The organism is Colwellia piezophila ATCC BAA-637 (assembly GCF_000378625.1).
Taxonomy (GTDB): domain Bacteria; phylum Pseudomonadota; class Gammaproteobacteria; order Enterobacterales; family Alteromonadaceae; genus Colwellia; species Colwellia piezophila.
In genome coordinates this window covers 428898-445005 of the sequence record NZ_KB905160.1, presented here as the reverse complement: position 1 = coordinate 445005, position 16108 = coordinate 428898, and the positions used below count along the sequence as shown (strand labels likewise).

General features: G+C 37.9%; 14 protein-coding genes. 7 read left to right on the top strand and 7 right to left on the bottom strand.

The window, feature by feature from the left end; all coding sequences use genetic code 11:
- Nucleotides 1-49: 49 nt before the first annotated feature.
- On the bottom strand, nucleotides 50-1228 hold the full coding sequence (locus F580_RS0102045; protein ID WP_019026032.1) for an MFS transporter: 1179 nt from the start codon (nucleotides 1226-1228) through the stop codon (nucleotides 50-52).
- 302 nt (nucleotides 1229-1530) lie between these two features.
- Here F580_RS0102045 and F580_RS0102040 point away from each other — a divergent pair, with 302 nt between their 5' ends.
- Both F580_RS0102040 and F580_RS0102035 read left to right on the top strand, forming a co-directional pair.
- A complete protein-coding gene (locus F580_RS0102040) occupies nucleotides 1531-1722 on the top strand; it encodes a hypothetical protein (protein WP_019026031.1) in 192 nt (63 codons plus the stop codon).
- Nucleotides 1715-2695, top strand: coding sequence for a YecA family protein (locus tag F580_RS0102035; protein ID WP_019026030.1), 981 nt, complete (start codon nucleotides 1715-1717; stop codon nucleotides 2693-2695). Before F580_RS0102040 ends, F580_RS0102035 begins: the two co-directional genes overlap by 8 nt.
- Before the next feature lie 536 nt (nucleotides 2696-3231).
- Here F580_RS0102035 and F580_RS0102030 read toward each other — a convergent pair.
- A complete protein-coding gene (locus F580_RS0102030) occupies nucleotides 3232-3441 on the bottom strand; it encodes a hypothetical protein (protein WP_019026029.1) in 210 nt (69 codons plus the stop codon).
- Nucleotides 3441-3878, bottom strand: coding sequence for a hypothetical protein (locus F580_RS0102025; protein ID WP_019026028.1), 438 nt, complete (start codon nucleotides 3876-3878; stop codon nucleotides 3441-3443). The genes F580_RS0102030 and F580_RS0102025 overlap by 1 nt, the downstream gene beginning before the upstream one ends.
- On the opposite strand from F580_RS0102025, the gene F580_RS0102020 reads away from it, so the two are divergent.
- Entirely contained in the window at nucleotides 3871-4674 is an 804-nt protein-coding gene (locus F580_RS0102020; RefSeq protein ID WP_083926927.1) for a Crp/Fnr family transcriptional regulator, read from the top strand. The genes F580_RS0102025 and F580_RS0102020 overlap by 8 nt on opposite strands.
- 206 nt (nucleotides 4675-4880) lie before the next feature.
- Here F580_RS0102020 and F580_RS23745 read toward each other — a convergent pair whose 3' ends face one another.
- Nucleotides 4881-5648 (bottom strand): alpha/beta hydrolase, encoded by a 768-nt coding sequence (locus tag F580_RS23745; protein WP_019026026.1) that lies wholly within the window; start codon nucleotides 5646-5648, stop codon nucleotides 4881-4883.
- Nucleotides 5649-6211: 563 nt separating this feature from the next.
- Between F580_RS23745 and F580_RS23740 the strand changes: the two genes are divergently transcribed.
- Both F580_RS23740 and F580_RS0102005 read left to right on the top strand, forming a co-directional pair.
- Nucleotides 6212-7945 (top strand): S41 family peptidase, encoded by a 1734-nt coding sequence (locus F580_RS23740; protein WP_019026025.1) that lies wholly within the window; start codon nucleotides 6212-6214, stop codon nucleotides 7943-7945.
- Nucleotides 7942-8316: a hypothetical protein gene (locus F580_RS0102005; RefSeq protein WP_019026024.1), complete on the top strand. Its 375-nt coding sequence runs from the start codon at nucleotides 7942-7944 to the stop codon at nucleotides 8314-8316. Before F580_RS23740 ends, F580_RS0102005 begins: the two co-directional genes overlap by 4 nt.
- Before the next feature lie 171 nt (nucleotides 8317-8487).
- On the opposite strand, the gene F580_RS0102000 is transcribed toward F580_RS0102005, so the two are convergent.
- Nucleotides 8488-9369: a DMT family transporter gene (locus tag F580_RS0102000; protein ID WP_019026023.1), complete on the bottom strand. Its 882-nt coding sequence runs from the start codon at nucleotides 9367-9369 to the stop codon at nucleotides 8488-8490.
- 511 nt (nucleotides 9370-9880) lie between these two features.
- Between F580_RS0102000 and F580_RS0101995 the strand changes: the two genes are divergently transcribed.
- On the top strand, nucleotides 9881-13357 hold the full coding sequence (locus F580_RS0101995) for a DEAD/DEAH box helicase (protein WP_019026022.1): 3477 nt from the start codon (nucleotides 9881-9883) through the stop codon (nucleotides 13355-13357).
- 173 nt (nucleotides 13358-13530) lie between these two features.
- Nucleotides 13531-14247, top strand: coding sequence for a hypothetical protein (locus F580_RS0101990; RefSeq protein ID WP_019026021.1), 717 nt, complete (start codon nucleotides 13531-13533; stop codon nucleotides 14245-14247).
- Nucleotides 14248-14476: 229 nt separating this feature from the next.
- Here F580_RS0101990 and htpX read toward each other — a convergent pair whose 3' ends face one another.
- The gene (gene htpX, locus F580_RS0101985; RefSeq protein WP_019026020.1) at nucleotides 14477-15373 is read right to left on the bottom strand and encodes a protease HtpX; all 897 of its coding nucleotides are present in this window, start codon (nucleotides 15371-15373) and stop codon (nucleotides 14477-14479) included.
- 225 nt (nucleotides 15374-15598) lie between these two features.
- Nucleotides 15599-15832: an aldose epimerase family protein gene (locus F580_RS25840; protein WP_083926926.1), complete on the bottom strand. Its 234-nt coding sequence runs from the start codon at nucleotides 15830-15832 to the stop codon at nucleotides 15599-15601.
- Nucleotides 15833-16108 lie beyond the last annotated feature (276 nt).

Below are 16108 nucleotides of genomic sequence, written 5' to 3'. Positions count from 1 at the left end.
GTGATTATAGCGGAACTGGTTAGATGATGGTAACAAAAACACCAGCTAACTATGAACACGCATGGCGATGTAAGCGCCAACATAATAGGTAAATTAAGCCATATAATACCATGCCACCTGCAAGCACCCCATACCAAGCGCCATATTGCCAGCAGGCAATTAAGTAAAAACCACCTAAGCTGCCACCAATATAATAGTGCACAAGGTATAATGCCGTTGCGGTTGCTTTCGCTATTTTCGCTTTCTGACTTATCCAGGCATAGGCAAGTGAGTGCGTGAAAAAAGCGCCTGAGCCAATAAGTAATAAACCAACAACCATTGCATACAATGAATCATAAACGGCTATCCACATACCTAATGCACTTACCGTTGTACCTAACACCATGCCCTTTATTGGGCTGTAATGTTGGCTCCAACGACCGCTTAGTTTTGCCGAAATAGTACCGCTTAAATAGCACAGAAAAATCATCGACGTTAAGCTGATAGACAGTGAATACGGAGGCGCGATAAGACGGAACCCCATTACCGTATAAAGATTAACAATTAACGCAAAGTTTAAACCACCAATAAGCATAGCAAGCCATAATTCACGCTGTTTTAAATGACCAATGACACGCTTATTATGGTTACGAAACTGCCCTCTTTGAGGGGTAAAACATTGTTGTTCAGGCAACAGTCGGCTCACTAATAACGCGCCAACTAAACTGGCAATAGCCATCCCAATAACGGCTATATCCCATCCCCAATATTCAGTGGCAAAACCGCCGTATAAACGCCCGGCAATACCGCCTAATGAATTTGCACTAATATAACCACCAACGGCAATCATAAATGCTTTTTGGGTGAACTCTTCAGCCATATATGCCACAGCAACGGCAACAAACCCCGCAAGCGCAATACCCATTACCCCTCGCGTTAACGTTAACATTATTAATGAATCGGTTAGCAACATGGCCATGCCGGTAAATGGCAATAAGAAAAGACTCAGCATCATCACTTTACGACGGCCAATAATTTCTGAGCCTACAGCCCACGGAACAAGAGTAAGCGCTAACATTAATGTGCATGACGCAAGCAACCAATTAATTTCAATCGCACTGGCGTTAAATTTTTCAGCCATCAATGGCAACATGGGTTGGAACATGTACAAATTACAAAACACAAGGAAAGAGCCTAACGCTAACGCAAAGCTAGCACGGCGGTAAGCAGCTGTTTTTACTTCAATCATGATGATGATGACACTCTGAGGCTGGCTTTCAATTACACCTACTATTTTATCAATTGATAAAACAGCAATAAAACTAAATTAATAATGAGATATTATAGTGACTATCGCCTTGATAATAAAAGTATTGTTACGAATAACTATTATTGACTCAGCTTATTGGAACTTTAGCTATTTACTGAGTCCAGCATTTATGTGAGTACCTTGGTAGTCATTAACTAATGAGCTAAGCCACTGATAAAAACCTGTAACTTTCAATTTTTTTAGTTACTCTACTAGCCCATAACGCTAAAAAAGGGATTTTCATGAACACTACGGGTATCTATGAGCAGCTAATTACCCAATTAGTTGAGCAAAACTTAGATAGAGAAACGTTCCATGTTGGTGAACGTTCAGTGGAAGCTGGTGAAGCTGCAACTTGGTTATCTCGTTTCTTAACCCGACTTATTGAAATTGCTATGGACTCAGTACCAAATGGTATTTTATTAAATGAGTAAACTATCTCGTAACGATCCTTGTCATTGTGGCAGCGGTAAAAAGTATAAAAAATGTTGCCTGTTAAGCATTCAACCCTCTGCTGCGCAAGTTACTTCACAACTAAGTGCGGCAATGGCAGAGCAAAATTTTGGCTCCCTTGACGAAATGCAGAGCTTTATGGATCAACAAGTTACTCAACAAAATAACCAAGCTCGCGATGAATTTCATGGGTTATCGCCAACCCAAATGCACCTTTTACTGAATTTTCCGCTTGAAGATCAGCAATTGCTAGGTTGGCAACCACAAATAGATGAGAGGTTAATTGAACAAAGTCCGATCATCCGCGTTGCTCGATGTTTAATGAATTCGCTCGCTGCAGCGCCAATCAAAGCGACCGCCAAGGGCAACTTACCACAGGTTATTGTTAAACAAATTTACGCAGAAACCAGCGAGCAACTTACGGCATTAGGTTTGTGTCATAGCTTTGTTAAAGTAAATAGAGAAGATAACTTTGACTGCCTGCTACTAGCTAGAATGTTTCTGACCGACATTGGCGTGATTAAATACCAAAAACAGCATTATTCCCTCACAAAAAAAGGAACAATACTCAATAGTGTGCAAATATATCAGCGGTTATTTGATTTTTATACCCAACAATACAACTGGGCTTATCAAGATGGCTACCCTGAGGTACCGTTATTTGCACAAACAACCAGCTTCGCCCTCATTCAACTGCAACAGCTGAAAAAGCAGTCATTAACCACCAATCAATTCGCTGAACACATTATTGACAGCTTCCCAATGGTGGTTGACGACTTTGCTGAATCAACTCATGACAACCCCTATGTTCAAGCTACTCACGCTTACTCTTTACGATTTTTACAACGTTTTTTAACCTCGTTTGGATTAGTAACCATTGAAAAAAAATGGCGAAATGATCCACAGCACTTCGTGGTAACGGAGCTATTTAATCAGGTATTTTGCTTTAAATAAGTTAACGTTATTGGCCAAGTTGTCATAACAAAGCGCAGTAAAGTGTGGTGATTTACATTATTATGCGCATTAAAGTGTAAAGGTAAGACATTCGCCTTAAAGTTTTGCTTGGTTATGTCTGCATTCACCGATTGAATTCACAGCGTCCAACAGCCCCTCAAGCATCTTCTAATTATATGTAACTTTTCCGCATAACTGCCGTTTGAATATGTTCCACTGGAGACATTTGATCTTACAAGCCCCTTAATATTAGATATCGAAGTTGTTCTAAACTTTCATCTTGAATGATTAAAGCTCAAACTTGATTGAAAATACCGAAGACGGACATTTGATTATTACTAATTAACATGATTATGTGTACTGAAAATTAATGATTCTATGGTGCTCTGGGGCACATAGTGAGGTAGATCAATTTACAAATTTATTAAAAAGTAATTATATTTTAGAGGGAAATGCTATTTTGCCAAGAAGGCAGCCTTGGTATCATTATTTGTCTGACAACGTGCTACACAATTAATAACAATTTTTAGCTGTTCTTAATTTAGGTTGCGTCTAGCTAACCTTTCCTTTCGCATTATGATTAGTTCTTTATTTTTTAGTTTTTCTTTCTTTTCTTGAATCCAAGCCAAATAGATTAACGGTCCTCCTCCTATGATCATAAATATGACTGCTGCGGCAATACTCATAGCACCAGAGTAGACGCCAGCGAAAATTAAAATTAGCACCAGGCTTGCCGTTTCTTTCATTATATATTCTCTTGTGAGTTTGATAACCAAGACAAAGCATCATTATGATTGTCAAAGAAGTTAGATTGAGTATTACTAAATGTTATATGTGAAACTTCAAGAAGGTGTTCTTGAACAGAGTTTTTTACAATTACCGCTTCAAATTTTTGATTGTTTTTTTCTAACCATATATTTAATTTTTTCATTTCATTTAGCATTTCTGGCGGCCCTAACTCCCAATGTGTTAAGTCGATTAGGGATGACCAACTTTTATGTTTCAGTTTTTCAGCTTGAACTTTAAATTCTTTAAAACATGAAATAGCCGTTTCTATATTCCATGCATCATAGGCCTTTACGGTGAGAAATTGATTATGAATGGTTATTGAATAGCTACCATGTTGAGATAAAGTCTTTCTATTATCCGTAGCTTCGATAGTGTTTGTTAGTAAAATGCTCATCGTAAAATTGCAGAACTATATCATTCGATTAAAAAGGATAAGTATTGTAGATTGTATTAATATGGGAATATGTTCCTTGCCGAACACTTTAGGGAAAATCATGACAAGTACACGTTCTTCAAATACCTTATTACAGGATATACCACCGCAGTTGCTTAATTATTTTGAAGAGGAAGATTTCAAAACAACAACACTGGAAAAAGTTAAACTAACGACCGGTTTTTTTAATTTTTCAGGGCTTATTTACCTGAAAAAAGGTCGGTTTTCTTTTTCTCTGCCCCAGCGGAATTTGGATACACTATATAGTTTTATTGTTGAGCAGAACGGTTGGTTTGGTGGCTTAACATTGATGCAATTACCTCACCCGTTTTTATTGATAAATGAAATTGAGCCTGTTGAATTATTGTATATACCTAAAGACCGATTAACAAAAATTGCTGATGCACATCCCTTAATATATAAATGGTTGCTTAATATTGCTGCTCACAATATCCCTCAATGGCTGCAAGTACCCATAATTGCCTTATCGAATAAAAATATTAGAGTACTTTATTGTTTGGCAACTTTACTGCCTTTGAATAAGCATGATTTGAGCCTTATTGAAATTGATGCGAGCCAGCAAAAAATTAGCGATATCTGCGGTTTGTCTAGACCAAGAGTTAATCAAGTATTGAAAGAACTTGAGCAGCAAGAGTTGATTCAAATACAACATAAAAAAATCATAATTCAAAGCACTACGGCTTTATTTAAACTATTAGATGAAGCCAATTTGTGTTTTTATGATCCTCGTGAATAACCTATTTTGTAAACAAGATAATTAACAAGGACACCCACTTTTAATGGCAAGCGCGTGGTCCTTTCGCGTTGGTATATTGAGCCTGCTATTACTTCCATTCTGACACAAAGAATATCAGCTAATTGTTGTTATTTGTCAATAAGTTGCACTAAAAACCAAACCATAAACACCCGAACAGTAACTTCGGGAATGACGGAGGGCTTTGTTCATTGCATAAACTCTGCGAGCGCCTGCTGGTAAGCTGAAAACTCGGCGATGTTATTATGACCTGCGCCAACAATAACTTTCAATTTTGGCTTTGTGGCAAAGTAGTTAGCTAAGTTATGACCGTATTTAGGCGCAATCACCTCATCTTGCTCAGCAATAATAAGTAGACTATCCGCGTTAATATCTTCGACCTTACGCCATGATTCAAATTTGTCTTTTAGCAAAAACGATAAGGGGAACATCCAGTAAATGTCTTGGGCAACATTGAGAATACTGTCAAAAGGGGTGACTAAAATCATCTTTTTAATCGTTCTAACTGCGCTTAGATTAACAGCAACACCAGAGCCTAAACTACGCCCCATAACGCTGATTGTTTGATAATCACTGGCTAGTTGGTCGTATATTGCCAGCGCATCTTGAGTCAGTGCTTGCTCACTCGGCGACCCGGTACTGGCGCCATAACCGCGATAATTAATCAGATAAACAGTGTGATGAGGAAATAGTAGACGAAATGGCTCCATATTCACGGCAACGTCTTCAGCATTACCACCAAAATATAATAAGGCATGGCTTGTTCCTGCGTTTATTTGCCACGCCTGTATTGTTTGTCCATTCACATGAAAAGCAATTTCGTGTTGCTGTGCTGTAGGGCTATTTACAGTAGGACTATTGACCGTAGGAAAGTACAACATCTTTCGCTGAGCAAAATATAAAAGCGTTACTATTATCAAATAAAGTACCAGTAAAAACTTGCCAAAATCTAACATTAACGCCTGCCTATGTTGAAGGTAAAATATTGAAGATAAAGCTAGAAGCAGTATAGCGCACGTTATGCATACCATGCTTTAACCGTGGCGATATCAATAAGCCCCCACACCGGTACCAAGACCAACCCACATAAAAATTCAAACAGCTGGCTATTAGAGATTGGATTTCCGACCAGTAACTCCGGAAAAAACGGAAGGTGTAACTTCGGAAAAAACGCAAGGTGTAACTTAGGAAAAAACGGAAGGCGTAACTCGAGTAAGACGAGAATGGGAACATACGGGTAACATCTTGATAACAATAAGATAACAAACAGATAACAAGCTCGGGGGTGTAATCGTGGACATCCATACTTTAAAAACAAAACTAGAGTCAATGTATGTAGAAGTATTATTGAGACCACCAAACGGCCTTATGGTGATTTGTAAATCATTGTAAGTGATTGTTAATTATTTAAATATCATTTAAGATAACGATGATTTTTTTGTTGCTTTGGCTTAAGTTATAGAACATTACTTTATTCAATGACGACTAAATGGATTCATATTAAAAGGGAATAGTGTAAATGACAGTTGTTATTGAAAAAAATGAACAAAGTACCATAAATAAAAAAAGTAAAAAACCGCTCTTATTGTTAACCATAGCACTGCCGTTAGTTATGCTCACTGGCTGTGGTGGTGGCTCTGGCGGAACAACTAAGGTTACTAAAGCGCCAGCGACTACTGGCGTCACAGGGCCTACTTGGCTGCAAGATCAATTTCAACCGTCAAGTGACTTTGTTGCTCAATGTAAGGATCCACGCAGTGGCAGCAGCCCTATTACTAATATCACTTATCCAGATAGACAAGGCAGTGAGCTACTTGAAAAACATTGGCAACGTGCCTTTACTAATGAGACTTACCTTTGGTACAAAGAAGTTATTGATAAAGATCCAAAAAACTTTAATTTAATCGATTATTTCGACCAACTTAAAACAACTGCGGTAACAGATTCTGGCGCTCAGAAGGATAGCTTTCATTGGATGGAGCCGACAAGTGGTGTTGAAGAGAGCACACAATTAGGCGTCAGTTATGGTTACGGTATCAACTATGATAGACAAAACAGTATTGCTCCACCGAGAAGTTGGCAGGTAAAAAATGTCACACCGAATACGCAAGCAATAACGGCGGGTGTTTCTCGTGGTTCGAAACTGCTGAAAATTGATGGTGTAGATTTTGTTAATACCACCAAGCAAAGTGACATTGATATTATTAATGATGCCCTATTTAGTCGCAACGAAGGCGAAAGTCATAGCTTTAAGTTTATTGATCTTAATAATGAAGAATATCAAGTAACGTTGCAAACTGCCGCCATTACAGGAGTACCGTTACAGTTAGCTAAAACAATAGCTACTCCACAGGGAAAAGTCGGTTATTTGTTGTTGAATTCTTTTAATAACGCCACGGTAGAAAAAGATCTCTTTGACGAATTCAAGCAATTTTCTGTCGATCAAATTACAGATTTAGTGGTTGATTTACGCTATAACGGTGGTGGTTTTTTAGCGCTGTCATCGCAATTGGCTTATATGGTTGCCGGTAAAGATGTTACCGAGGGTAAGCTATACGAAAAAATTGTTTACAACGATAAAAATGCCAGTAACGATATTCCGTTTATTGATGTGACCATTGATTTAAGACGTTTAATTGGTGGCGATTCAATTATTCAAGCGGAGCAACCACTGCCAACCTTAAATTTAACTCGGGTTTATGTGCTTACCACGGGCTCTTCCTGCTCAGCGAGTGAATCATTTATCAATTCATTAATTGGTGTTGGTATAGAAGTTATTCAAATTGGTGAAACAACCTGCGGAAAACCATACGGTTTTGTTAGTCAAGATAACTGTGGTTCTACGTATTTCACGGTGCAGTTTAAAGGAGAAAACGAAGCAGGTTTTGGTGATTATGCCGATGGTTTAGTACCCGCTGAGTTGCCTGAAGCAGGTAAGCTTTATCAAGTACAAGGTTGTCCTATTGAGGAGGATTATTTGCACTCGTTAGGTGATGAACAAGAAATATTACTCGCGAGTGCGCTTTATTATCAAACACATAATACTTGTCCGGTGATGGTCGAACAATCTGTTAAGTTAAGCGGTAAATCGATTAGTGCTTTTAGTTCGTCGAAATCAATGTTACCGCAACCAAACAACTCGGTTGATTATTTTGGACCTAAGATTAAGACTCGCACGCCACTACAAGATGCTATTATTAATGATATTTATTTTGATAAATTCCGCCATCTCAGAGCAGGTAAAGCTCAATGATCATTAAACAACTTACTTTTGCTGCGCTATCTTTAAGTCTTCTGTCAGCTTGTGCTCTGCAGGCTCATGAATCAGTTGCGGCATTACTGCCTGATAACAGTAGTGAAGCCCGCGCTGAAATTGTTGCTGTAGTTAGCAACGCTTTGGCGGGCAAGAAGGTACCAATAGCACAGGATGTCTTTCAACAGTCGAGCCGATTATTATTGACGACTCCGCCGGTAACCTCACCACAGGGTGTAAAAGTTTATAGTAAGGAAATAAAACCTGCTTTAGTGTTTGAATTAAGAAAAAAAGGCGATATTTGTTTGCTTAAACGACTTGATACCGATCAAGAGTGGCCATTAAAAACAAGGTCTTGCTTTAAACGATAACGTTTAATAGCAGAATTGAAATAGAGAGAAAAAGGCCGATACATTACGCATCGGCCTTTTTTATTTGTTCGGGTGAAGTCGGGGACAAGCATACTTTCTCTGGCCAATTTAAGTTAAACCTTGTCGCTTTATAACTTTATAGCTTTATAGCTTTATTAAGGCTTCAGCTATTTATTCACTGTATTTAAACGCGTTTCTGCGCTTCTCTAACCATTGGTTCAGTAATAACGACAGCACAATGAGTGAGCCACCAAAGACTAATCGAGCAATATCTGCATCACGATTCCAAATGACTAAATTAACGATAATACCCGCAGGAATCAGCAAGTTATTCATAATAGCCAGTGCACCGACATTAACCAAAGTAGCCCCTTTATTCCAAGCAAAAAAACCAAGCCCTGAGGCGATAATGCCTAAATAAACTAATACGCCCCATTGCAACTCAGTTGTCGGTAGTTTATCGGCATTACCAAAAATCAAATAACAAATGGCAGCCACACAAAATGCACCGATGAAAAACCAGGCAAATATTGATTTTTGATTGATTGACTGTTTTAGCTGCTGAGCAGCCATTAACCGTTTATAACAGACCTGCCCGGTAGCAAAACATAAATTAGCCGCTTGCACTAAGACCAAACCAACAATAAAGTTAGCATCTATGGCGTTAAAACGAATGGCAATAGCACCCGAGGTTGCCAGTAAGGCAGTTAACATAAAATTGAGGTGAAATTTTCGCTCAAAAGCATCATTTAATAAGGTGATATAAATAGGGGTCATCACGGTAAATAATAAAACTTCAGGCACAGACAAATACAAAAATGACTGATAATAAAAAACGTACATTAAGCCTAATTGAATTGCACCTATGGCCATTAATTTAACGGCGGTTTGCCAGCTAATTTCATTAAATCGTAAAAAGGGCAAAAAGACTAACATAGCCAAACCAATACGCATTAATACCGAGAACCAAGCATCAACCTGCCCTGCTAAATACACGCCAATTAAACTAAATGAAAAAGCCCACAATAAGGTAACCGAAATAAGATATGCCACTAAAACCTAACTAGATAATTTTTTTACCATTGTAAACAACAATCAATGTCAAACGTAGTTATTTAGCATTAACAATCATCATCTACCTAGATTACCTTGCAAAATAACAACGCTAAATATAGTGAAACCGGGGACATATACCCATTACCATTCAAAGTGCTCGATTTCAGTGGGTGTTAAAAACAAGACTAGCGCTAATGCATGGATATCCGCTTGTCTTTCCTTTTCTTTCTAAAAACCATATAAATCAAAGTTTAATAAAACAGACCATATTAAATTAATACACGATTAACAAACAAAAAATCGCTAGCCACCTTATGAAAAACAAGTCGTTATGATATTATTTGGCTAAAATAATATCTGACTCGTTATTAACATTCCCCTCTGGGGTATCCTTAGCTATCATTAGTGTTATTAATATTTATCATTCGATTGAGTGTAGATAACTGCCTAAGCTATCTAAGCTACTCAAGCTATGTAACCTATTTGAACGCCTAATAATTAAGAACTTATGGCCAAAAACATTTTTACCCCGAAATTACTTGAACAACACTTCACTAAAAATGAGTGGAAAAAAGGCGCGAGAATTTATCAGGCTGATGGTATTAAAACCTGTGCCATTGATGGTGAAATAATTCGTGGTGTCGTTTTTAGTGAGCGCTCTAAGGAGTCGTGTTACTTAACACGTTTAGTGTTAAACATTAAACATGATGGTATTGCTAGTTATTGTGATTGTTATGTCGGCCGTGACTGTAAACATGGTGCCGCCTTGGCTCAGTGTTTTATTAATGAACATTTTGATAGAAACAGTATTGCCACGCCTGAAAGAATCATTGATAGATGGCTTAGCCACTTTCAAGCTCAGCCCAGTAGATATCAGCCCAATCCTCAGCAAAAAGCGTTATTGTACTTTTTAAAACCCAACAGTTTTAACGAAGACGATTATTTTACTTTGGCGATAAAATCAACGCGCGCCAAAAAAAGTGGCGGTTGGAGCAGCTCCCTTGGCAGTGAATATTCTACCAGTTCGTTAATTAATAGTGCCTATGCTACTAACGAGGATGTGGCGGTCATTACCGAGCTTATGCGTACTAATCAATTTGGCGATGACATTAAGTATTTTGATTTATTTGCACAGATTATAAAAACAAATCGCTGTTTTTGGCATACAAACTTCAACTTAGACCAAGCTATTACCTTAAGTGAGCCCATAGAAGCAGAGTGGCAGTGGATTGCTCTGGATAACAATTTACATACCTTACAGCTGGTTTTTAATGAGCCCTCAAGCAGTATTCAAATTATTAAAGCACAACCGCTTTGTTTTTATGATGAAGAAAAAAATTGCTTTGGACAAATTAATACCAATACTCGCTGTGATTTTGAAGCCGACTTACTCAACTCCCCTATTTTTGAAGAAGATAGATTGCCCTGGGTAATGAGTAAGCTGTCTATGTCGTTAGGTGATGCGGTGAAACGCTTGCCTAAACCTAAAACACAGTTCTCACAAGACCTAACCAAACCCGAAGTGCATTTGTACTTTTCTACGCCGCTAGAAAAAAATCCACAAACGGGTAATGTCAGAGTTAATTTTTCCTATCAAGGCAATGTCGTTAATCCGCATAATGAGAGTGTTACCATTACGCCGGAAACTTTAACTGATAGTGATAGTGATAGTGAGGATGAAAACGAAAGTTCTAGTGAGAGCTCAAGCGAGGCTTCAAACCAAGGTAAGATTTATCGCGACTTAACCTTTGAGCAAGCGGTTATTGATAAATTGACCCGCTTAAAATTCAGCCTAGTGCCAGTACCTAAGCGTTACGCTTTTATTAATGCCGAGTATTTAAATAAAGGCGCTGCACTTACCGATAAAACCCCTAAATTTTCCATGATGTTGCAAGGCCGTTATGCTTGGCATCAGTTTTTAGATCAAGAAATCCCCTTACTTAAAGAGCTAGGTTGGCATATTAGCTTTGCCGATGCGTTTTATTATAAATCGCTAGCCACCGATAGCATATTTGATGCCGAAGTGATTGAAACCGATGACCATGATTTTTTCTCGTTAGGATTAAACTTAACCATTGACGGTAAAAAGATGCCCGCGTTTCCTATTTTGCTGGGTGCTATTGAACAATTACCACGATCGGCCCTCTTGAACCGTGACAAAGTTGATCACGAAAATGAGGATAGTGACAAAGCTGACCATGAAAGTATCAATCACCAAAATGTGGACCATGATGGTATAGCTATCGAAAAAGAGCCGCTTATTTCGCCCGACACCCCTATTTATGTTGACCTAGACAATGGTGAATTTGTTGCCTTGCGTTATCAAAGCGTACAGCCAATATTAAAACAGTTTATTGAACTCTTTATGCCGAATGCGTTAAACAAAGACGGCACCATGCAGCTATCACGTTTTCAAGGACATCAAACGTTATCGATGTTAGATGACCAAGGCATGATAGCAACAGGCACAAGTAAGCTAAGAGCCTTGGCTGAAAAACTGAGAGACTTTCAACAAGTAAGCACTGTGGCACTACCGACAGGTTTAAACGCGACCTTAAGAGCTTATCAGCATCAAGGGCTCAACTGGTTACAGTTTTTACGTGAGTATCAATTAAACGGTATTTTGGCTGATGACATGGGTTTAGGTAAAACCATTCAGACTTTGGCGCATTTATTAATTGAAAAACAGCAAGGCCGACTGACTAAACCGGTATTAATTGTTGCGCCTACCAGTGTTATTTTTAACTGGGCCAATGAAATTGAAAAATTTACCCCTGAACTTTCTTATCAAGTATTACACGGTACTAAACGTCATCAGCACTTCGGTTGTCTTCAAAAGATCGAAGGTAGTGAATGCGTCGAAAGTCCGGTTGATTTAATTATTACCAGTTATGCCTTGCTCACTAAAGACTTAGATCTTTATTGTCAGCATAAATTTTATTACCTTATTCTTGATGAAGCTCACTATATAAAAAATCCAAAAACTAAATTATACCAAGCGTTTATGTCACTTAAAGCGCAGCATAAATTGTGCTTAACAGGTACGCCGATGGAGAATCATTTAGGTGAGTTTTGGGCGCAATTTAATTTTTTACTGCCTGGATTTTTAGGCGGACAAAGGCAATTTTCCAAACTGTTTAGAACACCGATAGAAAAAAATGGTGATCAAGAGCGTAAAAAATTGTTAAATCAGCGCATTAAGCCGTTTATTTTACGTAGAACCAAAGACAAAATAGCCACTGAGCTACCGCCAAAAACGATAATAATTCAAACTCTGCGTATTGAAGGTCAACAAGCTGAGCTGTATGAGTCAGTGCGTTTAGCCATGGATAGTCGCTTAAAGAATATTATTGCTGAAAAAGGCTTAAAACGTAGTCAGATAGAAGTTTTAGATGCGTTATTAAAGTTAAGACAGGTATGTAATCACCCTAAGTTATTATCACTTGAAGGGGCTAAAAAAATAAACAAATCCGCTAAGCTTGATTATTTAATGGAAACCCTGCCTGAGCAAATTGATGAAGGCCGTAGAATATTAATCTTTTCCCAGTTCACCAGCATGCTTGCGTTGATAGAGATTGAACTGGTGGCAGCGGATATTGGTTTTGTTAAATTAACCGGCGCCACCACTAAGCGACAAGAGGTAGTTGATAAGTTTCAACGCGGTGACGTACCGGTATTTTTAATTAGCTTGCGCGCAGGTGGTGTCGGTTTGAACTTAACCGCAGCCGACACGGTAATTCATTTTGACCCTTGGTGGAACCCCGCGGTAGAAAACCAAGCCACAGATAGGGCTTATCGTATTGGCCAAGATAAACCGGTATTTGTTTACAAATATATTATTGAAAATTCAATTGAAGAGAAAATTCTGAAAATCCAGCAAAACAAAGCCGATCTAGCCAATGCGTTGTTATCTGAAGAAGTGAGTGATAAAAAATTGAGTCTAACCGATGATATTTTAGGAACGCTGCTGGCACCGCTAAGTTAATTCGTCATTTCCGAGGGTACTGCTCGGGAGTCCACATGACTTAATAGCCGTGGTGCATGAGGTTTTTCCATAATTATATAAAACCACACTAAAGCCATTTTTTTCAATGCATTAGCCTTTACTATAGTATTTGCTTAAGCTATGGTTTCAGCGATTTTTGCAAGGGAATAAATATGATATTAGAAGCTGCTCATAAGTATTATTCAAAGTTACATGAAGATTTACTCGTCATGCAACACTATATAAAAAACAATGTCGCAGTATTCATTACCATACTGTATTTATTAGGAAGTATTGCCGGCGTTATCTATTTAGCGACTTTACTCAACAATTTTTCAGTTAATGTATTTCAACATATTGAGCTAACCGACTTTTTATTAGCGTTGCTATCACACCCTGTCCTTGTTTTAACCTATACGGGTTTCATAATGCTTGTTGCTATTGCTTATGCTATAGAATTAAAACGAATTCCTGACCCTAAAAAGCCTACGCTTTGGCTAAAAATTTATCACAGTATTAATTATCCAATTTATTTATTAAATCCTATTTATAGCATTTTCAGTCTCTTATTTTTGGTATTGTGTATTTTCTCTTTTTCCTTGGCGGTGTCGGATAGCAAAAAAATTAAAAATAAAATAACGCAGAACTACTCCCTATCGCTAAATGAGCCTATTCAGCAAAATAAACTAACGCTTTTAGTAGAAGTACAAATAGTGACTTCCACGGCACGAAACTTATTCGTTTACGATAACAAGCAAGATAAGTTACTTATTATTCCACAAAATAATATTGCCGCGCTCATCCCTATTATCGAAATGAACAAGGACGTTAAAACGAAGCCCGATACTGAGCAAATAAAAACGGATAAAGCAGTCTTAGATAAGTCATAAAGCTAAAAAAATAGCCCATCTTTTAGCGTATTTATGCTCGGTTAAGTGAGTGAAATCGATCAGAGTATATTCGAAACGAATAAAGTTATACCCTGAACGAATGAAAAACACGCTGAAACCGATAATACACTAGCTTGAACTAACGAAACACTGCCTTGAAATAATTAAACTAAAACTTGAACCGAATAAACAAGGCAGTAATTCCATTCAGTGCAAGCAAGCTAAGCGGTTACCGATTTTTGTTTCTAGCACGCGCTTCTAGTGCTTCAATTCGAGACTCAATGGGTGGGTGTGAAGCCCATAAATGAGAAAATCCTTTTTTAGTTTTTTCACCAATACCAAAGGCAGCCAATTGCTCAGGCAGTGCTTCTGGTTCTTTTTGAGCTAAACGTTTTAACGCACTGATCATATTTTGATGGCCCGCTAAATCAGCACCGCCAGTATCCGCTACATACTCACGCTTTCTAGAGAAATACATGACAATAGTACTAGCAAGAATGGATAAAACCACTTGTGAAATCATTACGGTAACAAAATAGCCAATGCCATGACCTCGATCATTTTTGAGTATCACTCGGTCAACAATATGGCCAACAATGCGTGACAAAAATACCACAAAGGTATTTACCACACCTTGAATAAGTGTCAAGGTCACCATATCACCATTGGCAATATGACTCATTTCATGGCCAAGAACGGCTTCAATTTCGCCTTGTGCCATGTTATTAAGTAATCCTTGAGAAACGGCAACTAAAGCATTATTTTTACTTGCCCCCGTTGCAAAGGCATTCATTTCTTCTGAAGGAAAAATAGCTACTTCCGGCATTTTTATGCCAACAATTTTGGCTTGTTTTTCTACCGTATGAATTAACCACTTTTCGGTTTTCGTTGCCGGCTGTTTAATTACAACCGCACCTGTCATGCGTTTTGCCATCCATTTAGAGATAAACAAAGAAATAAACGAACCACCAAAACCAATAACACCGGAAAGTATCACTAGAGACTGAATATTTAAGTCAGAGCCATTTTCCGCCAATATGCTATCAACACCTAAAAGACTTAGTGTGATACTCAAGACCAGCATAATAGCAATATTGGTCATTAAAAAAAGAATGATTCGTTTCATTGGTTTTCCTTGTGTATTGCTAAAGTAAAAATTAAGAAGTTAAGTTAATGCTAAACACCTTAGCCTGAAAGTAATGTTATTGTATAAAGTTTTTTCAAAAGCTTATGTGTTCAACAGTTACTTAAATGTGTGCATTCGTGACCATGGCAAACTTTATTTTCAGTGAGACCCGTTCCAGTCATTTGAGAGCAATAACTTACCTCTGAATTAGCAACCGAGCATTGGTTAAGTTATCGACTCAAATTTATAAACGATTTTTCGCTGATATTGCTGGTTTGTCTGCAATACGTTACTGGGGAAATGATTATGATTGTCCGCATCGGTATAATTTTGCGCTTCTAAACACAAACCTTGGTATGAACCAAACTTGCCACTTAAGTAAGACCCCGTATAAAGCTGTATTGCTGCTTGGTCGGTATAAACAGACAAACTTAATTGATTTTTTAATGAAGTAAGTATTGCTTTAGGTTACTCAAACGGCGCGTTATCCAAAACAAAACAGTGATCATATGATCTGAAAGCAGACGCTAGGTTACCTCAATTATTTGTAAATAATACAATACATGATGTTACGTGACCTTTTGAGTAGATGATTTAATCGGTTTTATTTATTGAGATGTTATGAATATTCAGCACACTGTAGACATAAATCACTATTTCATACTTATGTCTGCGTTCTGATACGATAGGAGGTGATATTTAAGTTATAAGTAAGTTGCTAGATAGTGTTCAAAT

Excerpts from the sequence above, each read along its gene's own strand:
- F580_RS0102030 (WP_019026029.1), bottom strand. The coding sequence starts at position 3,441 with ATGAAAGAAACGGCAAGCCTGGTGCTAATTTTAATTTTCGCTGGCGTC.
- F580_RS0102040 (WP_019026031.1), top strand. The coding sequence starts at position 1,531 with ATGAACACTACGGGTATCTATGAGCAGCTAATTACCCAATTAGTTGAG.
- F580_RS0102025 (WP_019026028.1), bottom strand. The coding sequence starts at position 3,878 with ATGAGCATTTTACTAACAAACACTATCGAAGCTACGGATAATAGAAAG.
- F580_RS0102005 (WP_019026024.1), top strand. The coding sequence starts at position 7,942 with ATGATCATTAAACAACTTACTTTTGCTGCGCTATCTTTAAGTCTTCTG.
- F580_RS0101990 (WP_019026021.1), top strand. The coding sequence starts at position 13,531 with ATGATATTAGAAGCTGCTCATAAGTATTATTCAAAGTTACATGAAGAT.
- F580_RS0102035 (WP_019026030.1), top strand. The coding sequence starts at position 1,715 with ATGAGTAAACTATCTCGTAACGATCCTTGTCATTGTGGCAGCGGTAAA.
- F580_RS0102020 (WP_083926927.1), top strand. The coding sequence starts at position 3,871 with ATGCTCATCGTAAAATTGCAGAACTATATCATTCGATTAAAAAGGATA.
- htpX (WP_019026020.1), bottom strand. The coding sequence starts at position 15,373 with ATGAAACGAATCATTCTTTTTTTAATGACCAATATTGCTATTATGCTG.
- F580_RS23740 (WP_019026025.1), top strand. The coding sequence starts at position 6,212 with ATGACAGTTGTTATTGAAAAAAATGAACAAAGTACCATAAATAAAAAA.
- F580_RS0101995 (WP_019026022.1), top strand. The coding sequence starts at position 9,881 with ATGGCCAAAAACATTTTTACCCCGAAATTACTTGAACAACACTTCACT.
- F580_RS0102045 (WP_019026032.1), bottom strand. The coding sequence starts at position 1,228 with ATGATTGAAGTAAAAACAGCTGCTTACCGCCGTGCTAGCTTTGCGTTA.
- F580_RS23745 (WP_019026026.1), bottom strand. The coding sequence starts at position 5,648 with ATGTTAGATTTTGGCAAGTTTTTACTGGTACTTTATTTGATAATAGTA.